The following is a 22014-nucleotide window of genomic DNA, read 5'->3' as shown; positions in this document are numbered from 1 at the left end:
GCATTGAATGCGGGTTAAAACGGTTGGCTTCCTCCATAAAGTAAACTGGCAGCCCCCAACTTTTTGGCTTGATCCCATATCATGACCAAAATGCAAAAGTTCCATTCTCATTTTACACAGAGATGGAGCTTTTCGTTTTTATGGGGTGTGGTTATTTTAGTTTTACTGCACAAGTATAAATATCGCCCCGTGGAATATGATGGCCAAAAAGTAAAACAAGCCATTGAGAGAAAGGAATAATTGGCCAAACCAGTTTTTGGCGATTGCTTTTGGGGAGTCTCCTTGAAAATCGCTGTTATTTAAGTCAAACAGTTGTTGGTGCTTCACTTCATTTACATTAAAATAAGCCTCCAGAAACCAACAAACTGAAAGGCAAAAAATGGATATTAGCAATAAACGTAGATCCAAGGTCACGGCAGTGGCAAACATAAAAATCCCAATAACTGCTGTGGCAACACCTCTGGAAATAATGGCACCTTGCCCATTTCGATCGATTTTCTTCAATAACTCTTCAGGCTTGTAAAAATGCATTTAGTTATGTGTTTATTGTAAGTGGTTGTGTTGTGATGACAAATTTAATTCACGATTGCCCAATAAAAAATACCCATTTAGGGGTATTTTTTTTCTTAAAATAATCTTTCTGCTTACGATTGAAATATTAATTACTTAAATGACGATCCAAACTGCTGTTTTATTATGGATTTGATTTAATTTTATTTTTTAATGTTAGGGCTACTTTTTATAGAAATATGATGAAATAAATTTTTAATGTAAAAATGGAATTTAAATTCATTCTTTGTTTTGCCTTTTTGTCTTTTTTTAAGTCAATCTCAGGATAGACCAGTATAGTTTTCCTTCAATTTTTTAGGAGCTTTAGGATATTGATTAATTTTTCAAACCCCTGGTGTTAGTGAAGAAATGATAACCAAAGTAACCTTACTAACATGCAGCAAATTTTTACCAAATTCATTTTCAAGACAGGATACAGATGTCTCATGGTTCTTCTGTTTTCGGGAGGACTGATTTTACCAAGTAGAGCACAGACCATAGCCTTTCCAGGAGCAGAGGGTGCCGGAAGGATGGCAGAAGGAGGCCGGTATGGTGAAGTGTACATCGTGACCAACCTTAATGATTCCGGTTCTGGCTCCTTTCGCGATGCCGTAAGCCAGCCCAATAGGATTGTAGTCTTCGAAGTGGGAGGGGTCATTCAGCTCAATTCCAGGGTAGTTGTGGCCAGGAATGTGACTATTGCGGGTCAGACTGCTCCAGGAGACGGAGTGGTGCTCTATGGTGACGGGATTACCTTTACCCAAGCGAGTAACACCATCGTCCGCTATCTCCGGGTGAGAATGGGAAGGTACGGTACCAGTGGTGCGGATGCGATGACCATGACCGACGATGCCAAAAACCTGATTTTTGATCATGTTTCGGCGAGCTGGGGAAGAGATGAGACCTTTTCCATTACAGGGCATGCGGACAGCATTACCATTCAGAACAGCATCATCTCCCAAGGGCTGGAGACGCACTCTTGTGGCGGTTTGCTGGAACCGTCTGGCTTGATCAGTCTTTTCAGGAATCTATATATCGATAATAACACGAGAAATCCCAAGGTGAAAAACCGCAATCAATTCGTCAATAACGTCGTGTATAATTGGGGTAGAGGAGGCGGATACATCATGGGCGGATCTACGGCCGAATCCCGGGTGAATATCGTGAACAATTACTATATCGATGGACCAAGTACTTCCATCAGGCCTTTTTCACGCGGTACAGAAAGCTTTATCCCTTATGTTTCGGGAAATTACCATGACGGTAACCTCAACGGATCTTTGGACGGGGAGCTCGTGCCGCTCTCTGCTTATGAAGGCATCACCACTTTTGCAGATGAACCATATGATTATCCCTTTCCAGCCAACGTCATGACAGCCCAGGAAAGTTATGATTATGTTTTGGAGCAAGTAGGGGCCAACTATCCGCGGAGGGATGAAGTGGATGAGTTTTTGATGACTGAATTGACCAGTCTCGGGCTGGATGGCAAGCTTATTGCCAATGAAAGGGAGTTGCCGATGGGAGGCCCTGGACAACTATTTGGGGCACCTGCCCGACCTGATGGTGACCGGGACGGTATTCCTGATGATTGGGAAATAGCTAACGGATTGGATCCTGCCGACCCGTCTGATGCCATGCAGATCGCTGCTGACGGCTATGCCAATATCGAGCATTATATCAATGGCTTGCCCGACCAGGCACCACCTGCTTTTCTCAAGCCGGTAACAGCGATCGATGCCGGTGATATTACCAGTTCATCTATGACGGTAAACTGGACCAATAATGAAAGTACCTATGAGGGGATCGTATTGTCAATAGCAGAGGAAGAAGGTGATTTTACGTTTTTGGATAGCCTTGATGGTAATGTCACGGAATATGAGGTCCTTGATCTCGCTCCCAATACCAGTTATAGATTGGCACTTAAAGCATATCAATCCAATTTGGAAGCGATCACGGCCGTCTCCTCGGCTTTTAAGACTGTTCCGGTGCCTTCAGCACCTTCCGAACCGGTCAATGGCTTTCCGGAGCACGAGGGGAATTTTGCAGATACCACTTCCATTCAATTGACTTGGTCAGGAAGTGAAAACACGGATTATTATGTGCTCTATGCCGGTGAAGATCCAGCGAACCTTCTTTTACTTGATTCATTGGAAACCACCGCATACGAATGGGAAGGATTGCAATCAGATACCGATTATTATTGGAGAGTGGATGCCGGCAATGAACTGGGGCTTACCGAAGGGCAAGTGTGGCGTTTTAAGACCAGGCCTTATATTCCCATGGGTTTAGTAGGCGCTTGGTTAATGGATGCTTCAGAGGGAACCTTGGTGGCAGACAGTACCGATTTTGGCAATGATGGTGAAGTGAATGAGCTCAATGATTATTCTTGGGTAACCGGAAAAGTCAACAATGCCTTGGACATGACCAATGCCGAAAATCCTTCCCATGTGTTTATTCCCCATGCTGACCAACTGTATTTTGATACCCATTCCTTTGCCATCTCCATGTGGCTTAAGTCCACGGATGGTTCATCCCAGTCCTACCTCATCCACAAAGGCACCTTCTCGGCCAATGAATCTACAGGTGGAACAGGACAGTGGTACGGAATAGAAATCAAGGATGGAGACCTGCGTTTTGCTATTGATGATAATCATGACAAGACACAGCTCTCGACAAGTGCCTCACCCATATTTACGGGCGAATGGGTACATTTGGTAGCTGTGAGGGACATTGAAGAGGATGTGTTGAGGTTGTATATCAATGGTGAAGAAATCAAGGAAGTCAATGACGGAACCGAGTTGACCATTGGACAAGAAGAACCCATTATTATCGGTAATTCCAATGGCTTTGGGACCCCTTTTAGAGGAAACATAGACGAAGTAAAGCTGTATAATAAAAGTTTGACCCAGCAGGAAATCCTTGAGCTTTATCATACACTTCCCACACCCATGAAGGCTTTTGCTCCTTCACTGGATGAGGGAGATGTCTTGGAGGGTTTTGGCGATTCCGTACAGGTTTCGTGGAATGGAGGGGTCAATACCACATCCTACGAAGTTTTCCTGGGGACACATCCCGATAGTTTAGCTTTATTGGATACCGTGTCAGTAGAAACGCCACAATATGAACTGGAGGATTTGCAAGGACAAACTACCTATTTTTGGCGGGTCGATGCCATCGGTGCTAAAGGAACCACCCAAGGGGACCTATGGTCTTTCAACGCAGCAGCACCAGCTGGATTGGTGGGCCATTGGAAAATGGACGATACTTCGGGAACCTTGGTGGAAGATGATAGCAAATACGAGCAAGATGGTCAGTCACAGGGCTTCCAATCTACAGCCCGCGTACCGGGCAAATTCGGACAGGCTTATTTATTTGATACGCCATCTGCGACGGCCTCTATTGACATTCCACATGATGATCACCTGCTGTTTGACGAGAGTTCCTTTACCATCTCCATGTGGGTAAAAATCGCAGAAGATACTTATCGGTATGGAGAGGGAAAAGATTGTTATTTGATCCATAAGGGCAGTTTTTCGGATAATTGGTACGGTATTCAACTTCGAGATGGTCGGTTGACTTTCGGGATTGACGACGATCGCACCAAGACGACCGTGACTACTTCAGTAGGCAATAGCACTTCCCATCCGCTCTTCACGGATGAGTGGGTGCACTTGGTAGCCATAAGGGACAAAGACGAAGGCGAAATCAGGTTTTATTTCAATGGTGAGAGGACAGCAGAAACGGGTTATTCCACGGGTAAAATAGGAAAATCCAGTCCATTACGGTTGGGGAATTCGGATGAAAACAAACCATACCGCGACTTGATGGATGATGTAAGGCTATATAATTATGCCCTGGATGAAACTGAAATCGCTGCCCTATACCATGCCTTTCCAAAACTCGAAGTACATTATAAAAACGGTGATGTTGCTACTGCTTCCAATAGCCAAATAAAGCCATATCTAACATTAGTGAATAAGGATACGATGGCTGTTGATTTGGGAAATATTACAGCCCGATATTGGCTGACAGCAGAACAGCTAACCGATATCCAAACGAGGGTAGATTATGCCAGCATGGGCAATGAGGAAGTAACCATGGCATATGTCATGCTCGATGAGCCTAGGGAAAATGCTTTTGGGTATGTGGAATATGGTTTTGCAGAGGGAAATGTAATAGCAAGTGATGGTAATTCAGGAGAGATCAAATCTGCCATCCATGATGCTGACTGGTCAGCTATGGAGGAGACCAACGACTATTCCATGTCAGCTGCCTCCAGCTATATCGTGCATGATAAGATCACCTTATATGCAGACGGCAAGCTGATTTGGGGAGAAGAGCCCCAGCCCGTTGCCTTGGAACAAGCCGTAGTGGTCATGGCCAGAAATAATGCTTCCAATGACAATACCATTAAGAAGGAGTTTAACCTTATAAACACCGGAAATGTACCGTTGGATTATGAAGGTCTTCATATTCGCTATTGGTTTACCAAAGACGGTGGTGGAGACCTGAAGTTTTGGAAGGATTATGCAGCACTAGGGAAGGACAACTTGCAAGGCACTTTTATGAAAATTGGCGCACCCACTGCCACCGCCGACCATTATGTGGATATTACCTTTGACGCCTCACTAGGCCAGTTAGCTCCATTGAGTGAAACCGAGGAACTAAAAGTAAGGATAACGAAGTCGGATTGGGTGGATTTTGATCAGGCAAACGATTATTCGAATCATACCGAAAGCGGGTGGATCCGACAAGAGCAAATGGCAGTTTACTATAATGGAAGGCTGTTGTTTGGGGTAGCCCCCGATAGTGCAAATGATGCCTCTGCTGCGCAAAGGACTACGATTGCCAATGAAGAAAATTCCAATAGGGAAGACCAATCGGCAGAACCTACCTCAGTAAACGTATTCCCTAATCCTACCCAAGGAAAACTTCAAATGGAAGTAGCTGCCTCAGCAGAAAAGCCTGTCGAAGTGAGAATTTATGATGCGAATGGCGTGTTGATGGTCACCAGGACCCTGAAGGAGTCCACCTCTGATTGGGACATCAGCAGTTATGCAGCTGGCATCTACTTTATATATATCAACCAGTCCGGATTACGGACAGTGCATAAGGTGATAAAGGAGTAGGAGAGGAATTGAGGAAGTTAATGGTTTAAGATTAAGGAAAAAGCCGGTCTGCTGTAGTGGACTGGCTTTTTTTGGATCAAGACGAGTGGAAGAAAAGTTTTCTGGTTTTATGTACTTAAAAACCTGAGCTCGACATAATTTTAGTATTAAAAGCGTCATTGCAAACCCTTTTCCAACCCTCATATCTCCCTCTAAGCCTCGCAGTGACGATTTTATAATCGAACTGAGGTTAAAAAGGGGGAGTGCAGCATAGCGGGTTCCCGGAAATTTTAGGTTTTGATGCTGATGTGTCCTATAGTTAGCATCAATCATTTTTTTAGAATGATTGATAAAATAGATTTAAAATCATTCTAAATAATTTAGATGTTACGGTTTTGCAGCTTACTTTTGCTCTTAATTAAAATCAATCTAAATAAAATCAATGAAGAAAATTTTACTAATACTGGTTTTAGTGGCGATAGGTAATATTACCATGGCCGAATCCACAGGGAAGATTGCCGGGAATGTCAAGAATGAGGCAGGAGAAGCACTATCATATGCTTCCGTGATCCTAAAAGGAACCAATTTTGGGGTAGCATCTGACGAAGAAGGAGCATTTGAATTCAATGCCCCTGAAGGAAATTATACTTTAATCATTTCAGAAATTGGATATCATACCGTAAACAAGCGTATAACCGTGCGAAGTGGCCAGACCACTAATATTGGCACAGTGGTATTGCAGGAACGTGAATCAGAGCTTGGAGAAGTGACCGTGACTGGAGACAGGAGTGAATATAAGGTCGATGAACCGTCAGGGAGCCTTCGTCTAAACGAAGAATTGATCGAAGTGCCGCAGAATATCCAGGTGATTACCGCTCAGTCACTTGAGGATCAGCAAATTATAGACATGAGTGATGGTGTGTTGAGAAACGTGAGTGGCGCTACCCGCCTAGAGCACTGGGGTAACTTGTACGCTAGGGTAAACATGCGGGGATCTCGTGCTGGTGCCTTCAGAAACGGCATGAACATTACGTCCAATTGGGGGCCACTTAATGAAGATATGAGCTTTGTAGAATCGATTGAATTTGTAAAAGGACCAGCAGGCTTTATGATGTCCAATGGCGAGCCAAGTGGTATCTACAATGTCGTGACCAAAAAGCCAACAGGCGTAACCCGTGGAGAAGTGAACCTTACCACTGGTAGTTTTGACCTGTACAGGGGAACGTTAGACCTAGATGGTCAATTGAGTCAGGATGGAAAGCTCCTTTATAGACTTAATGTCATGGGACAGACCCAGAATTCATTCCAGGATTATACATTCACTGACCGCTACAGCGTAGCCCCGGTCGTAAGCTATCAACTGGACGAAAAAACCAAGTTGACATTGGAGTATATTTATCAGCATGTAAACATGTCAAATGTAGGTGCTGCCTATGTATTTTCGACTGAAGGATATGGCATCTATGATCAAAGCTTCACCATAGCAGAGCCAGGCCTGGACCCAACGGTCATCGATGACCATAACATCACAGCAAACCTTCAACACCAGATTAATGAAAACTGGAAAGTAACAGCCCAGTTGTCTCATTTCAACTACCAGCAGGAAGGGGCTTCCATGTGGCTGAACGCAGTGGATGACGATGCTAATTTGCTTCGATATGTTTCCATATGGGATGCGCTAAACCAAAATACTTTTGGTCAGGTATTCGTAAACGGAGAGGTAGAGACCGGTGCCGTTAACCATAGGATCTTGGCAGGGTTTGATATGGGAACCAAAGAATACATCGCAGACTGGAATCAGTCCCACCAATTGGACTCCGCGAATGGGGGATTTTTTAATATGAACAACCCTGTGTATGGGGCTCCAGTGAATGGGCTGCCGCAGTTTGACAGAAGCAGAAGTCTAAGGCAAAGGGCCAATACCACTTCGATTACACAATCCTATAGTGGATTTTATGTGCAGGACGAACTTGGTTTCTTCGACAACGCTTTAAGGCTGACCTTGGCAGGGAGGTACACCTATGTCACACAGAGCTCCTATGGTGCTGTGGACGAGGACAGCAAAGTGACACCACGAGTGGGCTTGAGTTATTCCATTGATGACAATACCTCCGCATATGCATTGTATGACAAAACCTTCGTGCCACAAACGGGCTTGACCATTACAGGGGAACCTGTCGATCCACTGTCGGGAAACAACGTGGAGTTTGGCCTTAAGCGTAACTTCTTCAATGGCAAGTGGAGCACTGGACTTTCACTGTACAGAATCTTCAAAAATAACCAAATGGTTTCTGATCCAGAGAACCCGACATCACAGTTGTCCTATCTGACGCAGACGACCACGCAGGGAGTGGAGTTTGATGCAAGGGGAGAGATTCTTCCTGGATTCGTGGTCACTGCCAATTATGCCTATACAGATTCTGAAATTACCGAAGATGGAAGGCCAGAGCAGTTTTCGCAAGTGGGGAATCCCGTTTCCGGTTTTTCAAAACATGTGGCCAATGCGTGGCTGACCTATTCCATTCAAAATGGAGCGCTTGAAGGATTTGGACTTTCTGCCGGATTTACTTTTATGGGTGATCGAAGTACTTGGACTTGGGCCGCCGAAAACCAGTTGTCTCTTCCAAACTACTTCAAGCTGGACGGTGGGCTATCGTGGCAAAATGACAATCTGACCATTCGCGCCAATGTGTTCAATCTCCTAAACGAGTACCTGTACTCTGGATCGGCATATGCTACTTATTACTATTATCAGGCAGAGGCTCCTCGAAATGCCCGTCTGAGTGTAGGATTTAAATTTTAATGATCACCTTGGTGACAGGGCTAAATTACTGCCCTGACACCAAGGAAAATATATACAAAGATATTAAGTCCTGTATGGATACGTTCTGCGCAATCGGGTACATGCAAGTAACTTGTGAACACTTCCATTGCAGGCACCAATTATTTGTGAAATCAAACTGAAGGTGGCATGAATTACTGTAATCCAGAAGTCATTATGATGAAGGACAATTTTATCTTGACAAGGTGTGAACATTGCGGCAGGATAGGATTGATGTATGGCCAGTGCATGTTGAGCTTTAGTAAGGTGGATTTTAGAGGGTTTTGTCGCTATATAGAGGACCTGACCTTCGAAAGTGACCATAGCCCCTTCTATGATGAAGTGGACCGGATCGTGATCGAAACCTATCACATGGACATCCAGTTTACACTGAAAGAAGAGGAATTTTACCGGCTAAAGGGTAGCCTAAACGAAGCTCAAATGCAACTTCAGATTGATGATTTACTGAGAAAATAACTCACATAGACAATAAAAAAATGAAGACAAAGTTCAGTTTATTATTTGTTTTGGCACTATTTGCCAATCTTGGATGTGCGATGGCGCATGCTCTTTGGATCGAAACGGAAACCTCTGGCAAAAAGGGCCAGGAGCAGCAAGTAAAGATCTATTATGGTGAATACGGAGAAGGAATGATTGAAAAAGTGGAAGACTGGTATTCCGACGTAAAAGACTTTGAGCTATGGCTCATCGATCCCCAGGGAAATAAAACGCAATTGGAAACCACTGCTTCTGCAGCGTTTTTCACGGCCAGTTTCACCCCAAATATGGACGGTGTCTATCGTCTGCAAGTCGGTCATTCTGCAAAGGATCTCGGTGGTGAGTACGTTTATCAGTTTAATACTGCCACGCAAGTGTGGGTCGGAAAAGCCAAAGAAACTACGCTGGAAGGCCCCAAGACGGATTTGGCTCTGGTGATGACGTCTCCTGATAAAGGAGGACTTAAAAATCCACTTCACTTCAAAGTCCTGTTCAAAGGTGAAGCAAAAGAAGGCGTCACCGTAGCCGTAGATGGCCCCACGGGTTGGTCCAAGGAATATACTACAGATGCCAATGGTGAAATCGAAGTAGAAACACCTTGGAAAGGACAATACATCGTAGAGGCGGTGGATACTGAAGAAACGTCCGGTGAGCACTTTGGAGCTCCCTATGAATTTATCTGGCGCTGTGCCACACAAAGTATCAAAAAATAGGTTTGTAATTTTTTTATCTGACTGACTAATAGCAACCCCGCTAGCGTACTAAAACAGTAGGCTTGCGGGGATTTTTTTGCCGGTAACCTGCATTTGATTTGAAAACCGTCGCTTCGAGACGCGTTGGATGCGATTTGTGGCAACTCGCCGCGGCCATTTCCGACGCTCCATTCATTATAAAATAGCTTGCAATGAATGGCTACCGGTTTCATAACCGAAATCCTATTGACCTGAGCTCGACTTATTTTTAGCATTAAAAGCTTCATAGCGAACCCTTTTTAGGTGGATGTGGGTTGGAAAAGGGTGTGGCAACTCGCCGCGGCGAGCTGCCACGGCTTCCACCCGCTCAGACCTCCCTCTAAGCCTCGCAGTGACGGTTTTATAATCGAACTGAGGTTTATTGGTCAAAACAGTTGATTTAGTGGTAGGTGCCTGGCTTAATCCATTCCAAATGACGGCTATTTCGAGAGTTCGGAGAGTACCCTGGCGAGGGCCCTACGATTGAAAGGTTTTCTGAGCACTGCATCAAAACCCAGTTTCAGGATTTCACCTTTGCTGTTTTCGGATGCGGTCATGCATACGGATAGGCCCGAATAGATGCCTTCTTCTTTAAGATGCCTAAGCAGCTCTCCTCCGTCGTTTTCTCCTAAAACCAAATCTATGAAGACCAGCTCAGGTTGGAGTTGGGAAAGGATGTTTATGGCATTTTTAAATGAGGAGGAGGTTTTTACAGAAATGTCCTCTTTTTCTAGCATGTTTGCAGTAATTTTCTGAACGAGTGGGTCATCATCCACCAAAAGAGCACGCTTACCTCCAAACTGATGCGTCAACTGCTTCTTCTCGGTATTTGGAACCGTTTCTGTGGGCTCCAATACAAGGTCAAAATAAAAAATGGCCCCCGTACCCGGAGCAGGAGGTCTTGACAACTGTAGTTCACTGTCCAAATTATTCAAGATCATATTGGAAATGGTCAGCCCAAGTCCTGTTCCGTTTTGGTTGTTGACCTTTGAGGAATGCCCGTACGCTTCGAAAATACTCGATTCCTTTCCTTTAGGTATTCCGGATCCAGAATCTTCTACAGTAAATCGATACGTGGGAAGTTCTTTTTCTTTTGGAGAGGTAATTTGTTGGCATTTGAGCCGGATATAACCAGCATCAGTAAACTTCAAAGCATTATTGATTAAATTGGAAAGTACTTGCTTCAGCCTTAGGATATCCACCCTCACATACCCGGGGTCCACATCCACGGAAACTTCCAAATCCAGTGATTTTTGAGCGGCCAAAGGGGCAAAAAGAGTTTTTAGTTCATCAAGAATGGTGGGGATGCTGGCCGGTTTAAGTCGAATGTCAAAAGCAGAACTTTTAAGTTTGGAATAATCCAGTACATCATTGATCAAGTTCATCAAAATTCGCTCCGTGTGGATCAGGTGGTCCACAAGGGATTTTTGATCTTCGGAAAGCGGAGTGTCCTGGAGCTGCTCTGTTAGACCGATTATACCATGAAGAGGCGTTCTTATCTCATGGCTTACCAGAGATAGGAGCTTCAGTTTATCGGTTTTATTTTGCTGATTAAAGTTTTTTTCGCTCATTCAATTCTTACGGTTTACATGCTATTCCGGAAAGAACCCTTTGAATGGTTATATATGGGTTGGTAAAATGTTTTCATCTGGTGGAATGAATGTTTTTATTTTAAATCTTTGGCACACTGTTTATTACTCAATATTCAAGATGTAATAAAAAAGTTGATTTACCACGAGATTCAATCCATTTTTTAGTACAATATTGTGTTAGAAATATATTTGTGATTCCGATTGGCTTTCCTTTGCGATTTGAGGTTTAGTGGGTTAAGTTATTTAATGATTTTCAAAAATGAAACCGCTTTGTTAGTGATCATTTTCATGATGTGGCAAAAGCAGGAAAGTAATTGGCTGATGGCAGGTGAACCGCAGAGCGCATTGCTTTTTTAATCTCACTTTAAATGATAAGATTGCGAAATTTTTTTATCTTCGGATTCTGACGGAATATAGATTTGTCAATTCATAAAACATATCATCAATATCATGATTCGAATCCCCAAAATGAGAATTTCCTTGCTGTTTTTTTTTGTGGCGTTTATATGGAATTTGCCAGCAAAAGGCCAATCTGATTCACAGCCAAATATCATCTTCATCTTGGTAGATGATCTGGGGTATGGTGATATTGGAGTGTTTTTCCAAAATGAACGAAAATCCCTAAATGATAGGAGTGAGCCTTGGATTATGACGCCCCAATTGGATAAAATGGCAATGCAAGGTGCGATGATGACCGATCATTACGCAGCAGCGCCAGTATGTGCTCCTTCCCGGGCTTCTATATTGATGGGCGTAAACCAAGGACATGCACATGTACGTGATAATCAATTTGACAAAGAAATCGGTAAAAACCACACGATGGCCGAAGTGTTGCGGTCTGCCCGTTATACGACCGTAGCCGTAGGAAAATGGGGGCTGCAAGGCAAGGGAGAGGGGCCGGATTGGCCTACCCATCCGCTGAAAGTGGGTTTTGACCAATACTTTGGGTATATCAGGCACCGAGATGGTCATGAGCATTATCCCGTAGAGGGCGTGTACCGTGGAAGTAAGGAGGTATATCAAAACTATGAAACCGTACAGGGATTGGATAAGTGCTATACCGGGGACCTATTTACGGCAAAGGCGAAGGACTTTATCATCAAGCACCAAGCGAAAGATTCCCAGCAACCATTTTTTATGTATTTGGCATATGATACCCCGCATGCGGTATTAGAACTTCCCACGCAGGATTATCCTGCCGGTGGAGGGCTCAATGGAGGCATCCAGTGGCTCGGAAACGCAGGAAAGATGATCAATACTGCTTCTGGGGAAGTGGACTCTTTTGTCTATCCCGAATTTGCAAATGCCACCTATGATCATGATAAGAACGAGGCCACGCCAGAAGTAGCGTGGCCGGATACATACAAACGATACGCGACCGTCAATAGGAGGATAGATGATCAAGTGGGAGATTTGATGCAATTGTTGGAGGATTTGGAAATTTCTGAGAATACCTTGGTCGTATTTACTTCTGACAATGGCCCCTCTAGGGAATCCTATCTGCCAGAAGAATATGTAGCTTATACGCCTGAATTTTTCAACAACTTTGCCCATTTTGATGGTATCAAAAGGGATGTATATGAGGGTGGACTGAGAACGGCCACTATCGCTCACTGGCCGATACACATCAAAGCGGGCACTGTGGTAAATTCGCCCAGTATTTCATACGATTGGATGGCGACCTTTGCAGATGCTGCAGGAGCTCCTGTGCCAGTCAGGACGGATGGTGTTTCGCTGTTACCGTCTTTGACTGGAAAGGGAAAACAGGAACCTAGCCAGGTTTACGTGGAATATGCACAAGGAGGAAAAATCCCTAAATATGCAGAATTTCTGGAGTCACATCAAGGCAAATTAAGGGGACAGATGCAGATGATCAGACAGGGAGAAATGGTCGGTGTTCGGTATAATATCCAAGGGCAGGAGGATGACTTTGAGCTTTATGATGTGACCAAAGATCCACAGCAGGGAACTGATCTTTCATCTGATCGTGAGGCATTACAGGCTAGCTTCAAAGCCGCGGCATTACGCCTTCGGGTAGCCGATGCGCAGGCCCCTCGACCTTATGATGAAGCCTTGGTACCATCGCTGGAAATCAGGAAACCTAAAAAAGGACTGATCGCCAAAACCTATGACATCAACAGTCCCTGGATTCCTAAATTATCGCAGAAGGCTATTGCCAATAAGAAAGTCAATCGCTTGGCTGTTCAGGAGGCGCCCGCGAAAGGCAACTTGGTGATGTGGCAAGGATATTTGGACGTTCCGGAAGATGGAAAATATACCTTTTCGGCCAATAGGGGCGAAAGTCACTTTTTTATGAGGATCCATGATATAAGTGTATTGGACGGAAACTATGCTACGGACCATTCTCCCATAGGCAGTGTCCAACTCGAAAAAGGACTGCATCCAGTAAAAATCTATTATTTGAAGGAAACTCAAACTCCATCCTTGGAGCTTTTCTGGACGGATCAGGAAGGAAACAAAGAGGAAGTGCCTGCAGGAGCATGGTACCGATAAGGGGGGTAAGATAAAGCCCTAAGAAATCCGTTTAAATCCTCATCCACCGGGCTGACGAATTGTATAATTTAGCCAGGAAAGCCACTGTATTACGTGGGTTATTGTTAATTTTGGTAAAGCAGCGATGGACCTGTTTTCCATGCCAGCTGATGAATAAATCTTCTAAAATAACCATATTCAATATGTCTGAAAACAGCTTAAAATTTGAAACCCTACAGCTTCATGCAGGGCATGAACCCGATACCAATACCAATTCCCGAGCAGTCCCGATTTATCAAACCAGTTCCTATGTGTTCAATTCGGCGGAGCATGGTGCCAATCTTTTTGGGCTGAAGGAGTTTGGCAATATCTATACGCGAATCATGAACCCCACCAATGATGTGTTCGAAAAGCGCATGGCCGCATTGGAAGGAGGCGTCGCTGCACTGGCCGTGAGTTCTGGGCAAGCGGCTCAATTTATTGCCCTGAGCAATATTCTGGAGAGTGGGGAAAACTTTGTGACTTCTCCATACCTATACGGTGGTACTTATAATCAGTTTAAAGTGTCTTTTAAGCGGTTGGGGATTACGGCACGCTTTGCCGAAAGTGAAAAGGCAGAAGACATGGAGAGGCTGATCGATGACAAGACCAAGGCCTTGTACGTGGAGACCATCGGAAATCCCGGGTTCAATGTGCCGGATTTTGAAAAGTTGGCTGCTCTGTCCAAAAAGCACGATATCCCGTTAGTGGTGGACAATACTTTTGGAGCGGGAGGATACCTTTTTAGGCCTTTGGAGCATGGGGCACACATCGTCGTAGCATCCGCTACCAAATGGATTGGTGGCCATGGTACTTCCATCGGTGGGATCATCGTGGACGGAGGTCAGTATAACTGGGGGAATGGAAAATACCCACAGTTTTCCGAACCTTCAGAAGGCTATCATGGGCTCAATTTTTGGGAAGTCTTTGGAGAAGGAAATCCACTGGGTTTGCCCAATATTGCCTTTACCATTCGGGCGAGAGTCGAAGGCCTTCGTGATTTTGGCCCTGCGATCAGTCCATTCAACAGCTTTTTGCTGATTCAGGGCTTGGAGACCCTATCTTTACGGGCTGAGCGAACGGTAGAAAATGCCCTGACCCTAGCAAAATGGCTCGAAAACCACCCACAAGTGACAAAAGTAAGTTATCCCGGTTTGGAAAGCCATGGCCATCACGCCTTGGCAAAGAAATACCTCAAAAATGGATTTGGCGGGGTATTGACTTTTGAAGTAAAGGGAGGTAAAGAGGCCGGCGAAAAGCTGGTGGACAGCTTACAGCTCATCAGTCACCTGGCCAATGTTGGAGATGCCAAAACACTGATCATTCAGCCGGCAGCTACCACTCACCAGCAATTGTCGGACAAAGAGCAAGCAGCCGCTGGCGTGACTCCGGGAATGCTGAGAATCAGTCTAGGCATCGAGCATATAGACGACATCCGTGCGGACCTTGAGCAAGCATTTAAACAGATCACTTGATATTAGCTGCGGTGGTGAATAACGGAGGTTAGGGGGCAAGTGTATAAGTTGGGGACTGGCAGATTTCTTAATGAATGAATAAATCGCAAAAATAACCGGGTAATGAATAGCACCGGCATGAAGATATTTCATCGCTGGTGCTATTATTAATTCATTTCCTGTCTGATCATGGCTTTTGCCTTGATCAATTGATTTTTGACGGTATTGACCGATATGGTCAGCTCTTCGGCAATTTGCTGATAGGACTTTTTCTCAAAAATGTTCATGTGAAGTACTTGTTTTCTTTTTGGTGAAAGCTGCCCGATGAGCCCTTCCAGTTTTTCCAGTTGAACTTCCTGCTCTTCTTTTTCCTCCTTACTGGCCGTCTGTACATTTACCCAAAACTGTTCCTTGAGTTTGCTGTCCTTTTTTACGGCTTTGAAATAATCAAAAATTTCGTTTTTGACGGCCGTAAAAATATAAGAGCTGAAATTCATGTCCGGATTGATCCGTTCATGTCTGCAAATGATCTTGGTAAAGACCTCTTGAAAGATGTTTTCTGCTTCTATTTCATCTTTTAAAATAGAAATGGCAAATCGGAGCACTGGGGTTCGGTAATACCTATAGATATAATCCGTAGCGTCTTGATCTCCTTGGATAAATTGCAATAAAATTTGTTTGTCGGGCTGGTTCATAATACAATAATTTTATCTCCACAGACTAAATTTCATGCTTTAAACGGTAATTTTTTTCGTAAAACGCGTATTAAAAACCTCATTTTGCGCTTCATTTTTTCTTGTTACCGATTGATTTTTAGTTGATTAAGCTTTTGTTAAATATTCGGTAGGCTGTTAATAATTGCTTGACAATAGGAATAGCCTGTTGCAGAAAAATGAAGTATTTAAGGCGTTCGTATAAACCAAAAACGATAGATAATGGCCAACAAAAGCAAAAGATTAATTTCGTTGGATGCCCTGAGGGGAATCACCATTGCTGCGATGATCTTAGTGAATTTTCCTGGAAGTTGGGATCATGTTTTTCCTCCGCTGCATCACGCACACTGGAATGGTATCACACCGACCGATTTTATTTTTCCCTTCTTTTTATTTATTGTGGGTGTGTCCATCGTCATGGCTTATTCGGGAAGACTGGATGGGCCAGGGGCAAAGGGAAGCATGTATAGGAAGGTGTTTTTCCGTGGCGCAAAAATCTTCCTATTGGGAATTTTACTTGGGATGATTCCAGCGTTTGATTTTTCCGCAATCAGAGTGGCTGGTGTGTTACAGCGGATTGCAGTGGTATTTGTCGTATGTACGATTTTGTTTATCAATCTAGGATGGAAGCGGCAGGCCTATTTGGCGTTGATATTGCTCGTCGGCTATTGGCTTGCAATGACCCTGATCCCCACCCCCGGATTGGGCGAAGTGGTGCTGGAGCCAGGCCGCAACTTAGCGGCATGGATTGACCAGCAATTGCTTCCTGGGAAAATGTGGCAGGGCGATTGGGATCCGGAAGGTCTTTTTAGCACCTTTCCAGCGGTGGCCACGGGGATTTTGGGCATGTTGGCTGGACAACTGTTGAAATGCAACTTAAAAGATACTGACAAGGCCAACAACCTGATGATTGTGGGATTGATTTTGACGCTTTGGGGAGTAGGCTGGGCTTGGTTTTTTCCCATCAATAAAAACCTTTGGACAAGTTCTTTTGTGTTAGTGACGGGAGGGGTGGCATTTAGCTTTTTGGGTGCCCTTTATTATTGGATAGACATCAAGGGACATAAGCAGGGGACCAGGCCTTGGGTCATTTTCGGTTCCAATGCCATCACGGTTTATGTGCTGGCTGATTTGCTTTCTTTGGTCTTCTACCAGCTACCGTTGGGTGAGAAAAGCATCAGTGAACATTTTATGCATGGCGCCATCCACCTTGGCATGATGGACAAGATCGCCAGTATGGTCTTTGCAATGTGTTTTGTGGCCATTAATTATATCCCAGCTTGGCTGCTTTATCGAAAAGGGGTGTTTATCAAGCTGTGATGTAAAAGGATAGGTAATACATGTTTTCGGCTACTTTCCCGCAAGGTATTTTTTGCGGTATTCGATGGGATTGCAGCCTTTAACCTGCCTGAATTGACGGGCGATGTTTTTGCTGTCCGTAAGTCCCATATCCAAAGCAATTTCAAATACGGTCATATCGGTTTCCAATAGTTTTTGGGTAAACTTTTCGATTCGAAGATTAAATATGTATTTGTAAATGGGATAACCGGTGATTTGCAGAAAACGCTTTTCTAGCGATCGCCTGGAGAGTGGTACCTGCCTGACCACATCGTCCACATGTAAATTGCTTTCAATATGTTGATGGATGTATTTTAGTGTGGAAGCGATGTTCTCGTCGTTGGTGGCATAGATGTCGGTAGATTGCCTGGTAATGATTTGTGTCGCTTCTACAATAATGTCATAATAAGCACGGTTTCCATTGATGATCATGTGTTTCAAAAGCGCGGCAGCGTCATAGCCGCCTTTTTCGATGTCCATGGCGATACTGGAAAGCGGTGGATCGGAGAGTTCGCAGAGCATGACGTCATTGTCCACGCCCAGTACGGCCACTTCTTCAGGGATGCGGATATTGTTTTGTCGGCAGACTTCAGTGATGTGAAGCCCCTGGTTGTCGTCACAGGTCATCAGTGCGATCGGTTTGGGCAAAGAGAGTAGCCAATTGCTCAGAGAGCTGCTTTTGTAGTACCAGATATCTGTAGATCTCGCTTTGCGATGCTCAAAATAATGGACTTCATATCCATGCTCGGTGATCCGTTGTTCGAATCCTTCTGCACGTTCGCGTGACCAGACGATGTTGTTGAAGCCATAAAAGGCAAAATGCTTAAATCCTTTTTTCAGAAAATAATCTGCACCCAACTGGCCCATTTTTAGGTAGTCACCGGTGATGTTGGGCAAGACATTGAAGCGCTCCTTAAAATCCTGTGCGATCACAGGGATGTCAGAATCGAGGATTTGCTGGAGATCCATATCATTGTACAGCTGGCCAATGATCCCATCGGCTCCCCATTCCTTTGCCCAATCCAAGATACCTCCCATCCCTTTGGTCTCTCGATAGTAAAGTGGCATACGACAAAAAGTCCATCGACCATGTTCAGAAGCATATTTGGAAATGCCCTTGAGTAAACTTTTACTATATTCCTCAGCAAAATCCAGTAGTAGAATCACTTTGTACATAGCGCTAGTTTTGCCGATAAAATAGGTCCTTTAAAGAGGTAACGGTTGCATTTTTGACCAGCGGCTTGGCCCATATCCCAATGCTTAGGACATAGCCCAAGGTAACCAACAAAAAAAGCATCGCCAACCGCAGGCCAATTAGCTCTGCCAGTCCACCGATGATAAGTGGTACCACCGCTCCACCCACAATACCGGTGCAGAGCAAGCCCGAAAATGTTCCATGGTGGCGCGGTACCGAATTTAAGGCCAAGGAAACGATCACCGACCACATGACCGAAGCAAAAAAGCCGGTCAGTGGAAAGGCTATCAAGGCCACCTCGGCAGGACCAAACAGGGCTAACAAAAGGGAGATAATGGCACCGGAAGTGAAAAGCCAAAGGACTTTTTTACTGTCCATCACCTTCAGCAGGATCAATCCCAAAAGGCAACCAATGGTGAGTAATCCCCAGAAATAAGATATGGTGCGGGCTCCTTCGACCGCTGGGTCAAGGTGATGATAAGTTTGAAGGAATTTGGAAATCCAGTTGGCTATTCCCTGTTCGGTGCCCACATAGCAGAATATCCCAAGGAAGTAGAGATGGACAGTTTTATTGGCGATCAACTCCTTAAAGGCTCCATGAATGTTTATTTTTTCGTCCTCGGCCAAATCGACTTTAGGAAACTTGACTAAGGACAATATGATGACCATTACCAGTGCGATGAACGCAAATACCCAATACAATGAAACCCAGCTCATATCATCAGGTACTAATGGATTGAGTAGTATGATGAGGGGTGAATTTTCCGCTTTATGGATATTGGTGACCAGATAGCTATACAATTGAGGACTGAGAAAGGACGCTGCACCAAATGCCAACTGGCCCAACACAGAATTAAACGCAAAATGAGTTTCCCCGCCGGCTGTTCGCAATAGGGGATTGATCACCACTTGGAGCATGGCCATGCCAATACCGATAATGAAAAGCGACAGCAGCGCTATGGCAAAACCAGTGTAAAGGGCAAAAATCAATGCCCCGATAAATGCCATCATAAACGCAGCTAGGAGCACTTTTTTCTCACGGTATTTTTCCACCATCAGTCCAGCCGGAATGGACATTACTCCGTAAGCAACAAAAAATGAGAAAGGCAGAAAACCGGCCAAAGCAAGGCTCAGGTCAAAGCTATCGATAATGTCAGGGATGATCGGACCAAGGATGTTGGTTAAAAAAGATATGACGAAGAAAATGAGCAGTATTAAAAGAACTATGAGTGGATTTCTTTTCATATCAAACTGATAAATTCAAGTGGGTTAAAGCAGCAGCTCCCAACATGGGAATGTTTTCGTTTTCTGAAATTAATATTTTTAACCGTTTAAATGATTCGGGATAGATAAATTCTGTCAATGTTTTTTGAAGTGATTGGCTAAAGAGGGGATATGCCTTGGAAATGGAACCGCCAACGATAATGGCTTCTGGATCATATGCGTATAGGACGGCCAAAATGGCTTTGCCAAAGTGGTGTCCAAATTCTTCCCATTGCCTGCAGGCCTGTAGATCGCCCGCTCTGGCAGCATGAAAGGCTGCCAGAGCAGTGGTGTTATAAAGTGCACTGAAGAAGTTTCCACTGGCGTAATATTCAATGTTCTGGTCGAGATAAGGGACAAGGCCGATTTCGCCAGCGCCACAATTATGCCCCATATAGAGCTGACCATCCACTATGAGGCCCGCTCCCAGTCCCGTACCAATGCATATGCCCACGATATTGCGAAAGGACTTGCCTATGCCAAAACGGTGTTCCCCCAGCACAAAACAGTTGACATCATTATTGACCATTACAGGGAGCTGGAATTCGGCTTCCAGGATATCCTTTAAATGGACCTTCTCCCAAGCTGGAATATTGGTGACGTTATACACGATCCCGCTGGCGGTATCCACGACGGAAGGAACACCGATGCCTATGCCCGTTACCTCAGGAGCAATAAAAGGCCTGATAAAGTCCTTAAGCTGTGTCAAAGAAGCTTCGAGGTCAGTCTTTTTGGTCAAAAATTCCTTTTGGTGTCGCACAATGACCCCATTTTCTTCCAAGCCAATCTGAACTTTGGTACCACCTAAATCAATCCCTATTCTCATCATAAAATATATTGTATTGGTTTATATACTCCAAACCATCAAACATAGGCTATTGGGCAAAAGTGTTGTTTTCTGTGGACAAGCCGCCATGTAAATGAAGTTAAACTAGCCTTTTTTAACCATAGTGCAGTCATCTTATTAAAAATCAGTTAACTATGAGACTTATAAATCTACCTGCTCTTGTAAAAGCAAAAACTAGCAGCTATCTATGCTTCCCCTATGTCGTGTTTTTGACTTTTTGCTGTATTGCGGAGGTGGGTGCCCAAGGACAGGAGCGTTTGGAAAAGGCAGTCAGCGAATCAGCCTTGATCTTTCCGTTGCAGAAAATGCATGTGCATGGCAGCAGCTTGGTGGAAGTTGCTGGCGGTCATTGGTTGGCAGTGTGGTTCCAAGGTTCGGGAGAAAGAACCGCTGATGACGTAAAGATCATGGGCGCGACCCGCCAAAACGGACAAGACCAATGGAGCGAGCCTTTTGTCATGGCGGACACACCAGGCATTCCCGATTGTAATCCCGTGGTGTTTCTGAATGACCGCGGGAAACTGTTTCTTATATGGATCGCTGTACTTGCCAATCGCTGGGAGCAATCAGTGCTCAGGGTCAAAACTGCCGAGAAGTACACCGGAAATGGAGCACCAAAGTGGAGCTGGCAGGACAATATCTTTTTAAAACCGGGGGAGGAATTTGCCCAAGAGGTGGATTTAAGGCTTTCTTCCCTTCCCCAAAGTACCGCTGGATGGGCAGAATATGCACGCCCATATGACGAACAGATCAAGTCGGCAGCTAAGGATCCCTCCAAGCGCGGCATAGGTTGGATGACACGGATAAAGCCACTGGTAGAAGGTGGCAGGATTATTTTGCCGCTATATTCAGATGGGTTCAATTTTTCGATGATGGCCATCTCGGAAGATCATGGTAGGACTTGGAGGCCAAGTTTGCCGTTGGTAGGAAGGGGGCCGATCCAGCCAGCTTTGGCCAGAAGGCAGAATGGAGATATTTTGGCGTTGATGCGGGATAGTGGCGATGCGCCTGCACGTGTGCACAAGAGCATTTCCAAGGACAATGGACACACTTGGACAGCCTCTACCAAGACAGCTATTCCCAATACCGCAAGTGTGGAAATGATCAAGTGGGATGAGGGGCATTGGCTGTTATTGGGAAATGACATCATCGATGGACGCTACCAATTGACCCTGTACATTTCTGAAGACGAGGGGGATGCCTGGAGGGCCTTGGCAAAGATAGAAGAAGATAGCACCAAAAAAGGGAGGTTCTCCTATCCCAGTATGCTACGTGGTACGGACGATCAGTTGCATATTACCTATTCATACCACCTCCCTGATGATGAGAAGTCCATAAAATACGTGGTCTTGGATCCAGAGTTGCTTTTTTGA

Annotated in this window: 14 protein-coding genes; 8 read left to right on the top strand and 6 right to left on the bottom strand. The window is 44.7% G+C overall.

Annotated features, from left to right (window positions below; translation table 11 throughout):
- Window positions 1-162: 162 nt before the first annotated feature.
- Window positions 163-531, bottom strand: a complete 369-nt coding sequence (locus FDP09_RS17035; protein WP_137403810.1) for a hypothetical protein — start codon at window positions 529-531, stop codon at window positions 163-165.
- A 413-nt stretch (window positions 532-944) separates the two neighbouring features.
- Here FDP09_RS17035 and FDP09_RS17030 point away from each other — a divergent pair, with 413 nt between their 5' ends.
- The 4 genes from FDP09_RS17030 to FDP09_RS17015 all read left to right on the top strand — a co-directional run bounded on the left by FDP09_RS17030 (window position 945) and on the right by FDP09_RS17015 (window position 9689).
- The gene (locus FDP09_RS17030; RefSeq protein WP_137403809.1) at window positions 945-5678 is read left to right on the top strand and encodes a LamG-like jellyroll fold domain-containing protein; all 4734 of its coding nucleotides are present in this window, start codon (window positions 945-947) and stop codon (window positions 5676-5678) included.
- A gap of 421 nt (window positions 5679-6099) precedes the next feature.
- The gene (locus FDP09_RS17025) at window positions 6100-8460 is read left to right on the top strand and encodes a TonB-dependent receptor (RefSeq protein WP_137403808.1); all 2361 of its coding nucleotides are present in this window, start codon (window positions 6100-6102) and stop codon (window positions 8458-8460) included.
- A gap of 168 nt (window positions 8461-8628) precedes the next feature.
- A complete protein-coding gene (locus FDP09_RS17020; protein WP_137403807.1) occupies window positions 8629-8955 on the top strand; it encodes a DUF6686 family protein in 327 nt (108 codons plus the stop codon).
- A gap of 20 nt (window positions 8956-8975) precedes the next feature.
- Window positions 8976-9689, top strand: a complete 714-nt coding sequence (locus FDP09_RS17015; protein WP_137403806.1) for a DUF4198 domain-containing protein — start codon at window positions 8976-8978, stop codon at window positions 9687-9689.
- A gap of 458 nt (window positions 9690-10147) precedes the next feature.
- Here the strand turns inward: FDP09_RS17015 and FDP09_RS17010 are convergent, their stop codons facing one another.
- On the bottom strand, window positions 10148-11278 hold the full coding sequence (locus tag FDP09_RS17010; RefSeq protein ID WP_137403805.1) for an ATP-binding protein: 1131 nt from the start codon (window positions 11276-11278) through the stop codon (window positions 10148-10150).
- 471 nt (window positions 11279-11749) lie between these two features.
- Between FDP09_RS17010 and FDP09_RS17005 the strand changes: the two genes are divergently transcribed.
- Both FDP09_RS17005 and FDP09_RS17000 read left to right on the top strand, forming a co-directional pair.
- Window positions 11750-13813, top strand: a complete 2064-nt coding sequence (locus FDP09_RS17005; protein WP_137403804.1) for a sulfatase-like hydrolase/transferase — start codon at window positions 11750-11752, stop codon at window positions 13811-13813.
- 182 nt (window positions 13814-13995) lie between these two features.
- Window positions 13996-15306 (top strand): O-acetylhomoserine aminocarboxypropyltransferase/cysteine synthase family protein, encoded by a 1311-nt coding sequence (locus FDP09_RS17000; protein ID WP_137403803.1) that lies wholly within the window; start codon window positions 13996-13998, stop codon window positions 15304-15306.
- Window positions 15307-15452: 146 nt separating this feature from the next.
- On the opposite strand, the gene FDP09_RS16995 is transcribed toward FDP09_RS17000, so the two are convergent.
- On the bottom strand, window positions 15453-15980 hold the full coding sequence (locus tag FDP09_RS16995) for an RNA polymerase sigma factor (protein WP_137403802.1): 528 nt from the start codon (window positions 15978-15980) through the stop codon (window positions 15453-15455).
- Between the two features lie 240 nt (window positions 15981-16220).
- On the opposite strand from FDP09_RS16995, the gene FDP09_RS16990 reads away from it, so the two are divergent.
- The gene (locus FDP09_RS16990; RefSeq protein WP_137403801.1) at window positions 16221-17318 is read left to right on the top strand and encodes an acyltransferase family protein; all 1098 of its coding nucleotides are present in this window, start codon (window positions 16221-16223) and stop codon (window positions 17316-17318) included.
- Between the two features lie 30 nt (window positions 17319-17348).
- On the opposite strand, the gene FDP09_RS16985 is transcribed toward FDP09_RS16990, so the two are convergent.
- Genes FDP09_RS16985 through FDP09_RS16975 form a run of 3 tightly spaced genes read right to left on the bottom strand, consistent with a single transcriptional unit; the run spans window position 17349 to window position 20620 of the window.
- The gene (locus tag FDP09_RS16985; RefSeq protein ID WP_137403800.1) at window positions 17349-18512 is read right to left on the bottom strand and encodes an AraC family transcriptional regulator; all 1164 of its coding nucleotides are present in this window, start codon (window positions 18510-18512) and stop codon (window positions 17349-17351) included.
- A 4-nt stretch (window positions 18513-18516) separates the two neighbouring features.
- Window positions 18517-19776 (bottom strand): MFS transporter, encoded by a 1260-nt coding sequence (locus FDP09_RS16980; protein ID WP_137403799.1) that lies wholly within the window; start codon window positions 19774-19776, stop codon window positions 18517-18519.
- A gap of 1 nt (window position 19777) precedes the next feature.
- Window positions 19778-20620: an ROK family protein gene (locus FDP09_RS16975; protein ID WP_137405075.1), complete on the bottom strand. Its 843-nt coding sequence runs from the start codon at window positions 20618-20620 to the stop codon at window positions 19778-19780.
- A gap of 155 nt (window positions 20621-20775) precedes the next feature.
- Here FDP09_RS16975 and FDP09_RS16970 point away from each other — a divergent pair, with 155 nt between their 5' ends.
- Window positions 20776-22014: a sialidase family protein gene (locus FDP09_RS16970; RefSeq protein ID WP_137403798.1), complete on the top strand. Its 1239-nt coding sequence runs from the start codon at window positions 20776-20778 to the stop codon at window positions 22012-22014.

Source organism: Echinicola rosea, from assembly GCF_005281475.1.
GTDB lineage: Bacteria > Bacteroidota > Bacteroidia > Cytophagales > Cyclobacteriaceae > Echinicola > Echinicola rosea.
The sequence above is the reverse complement of the archived record's forward strand: the minus strand, read 5'-3'. Positions and strand labels throughout refer to the sequence as shown.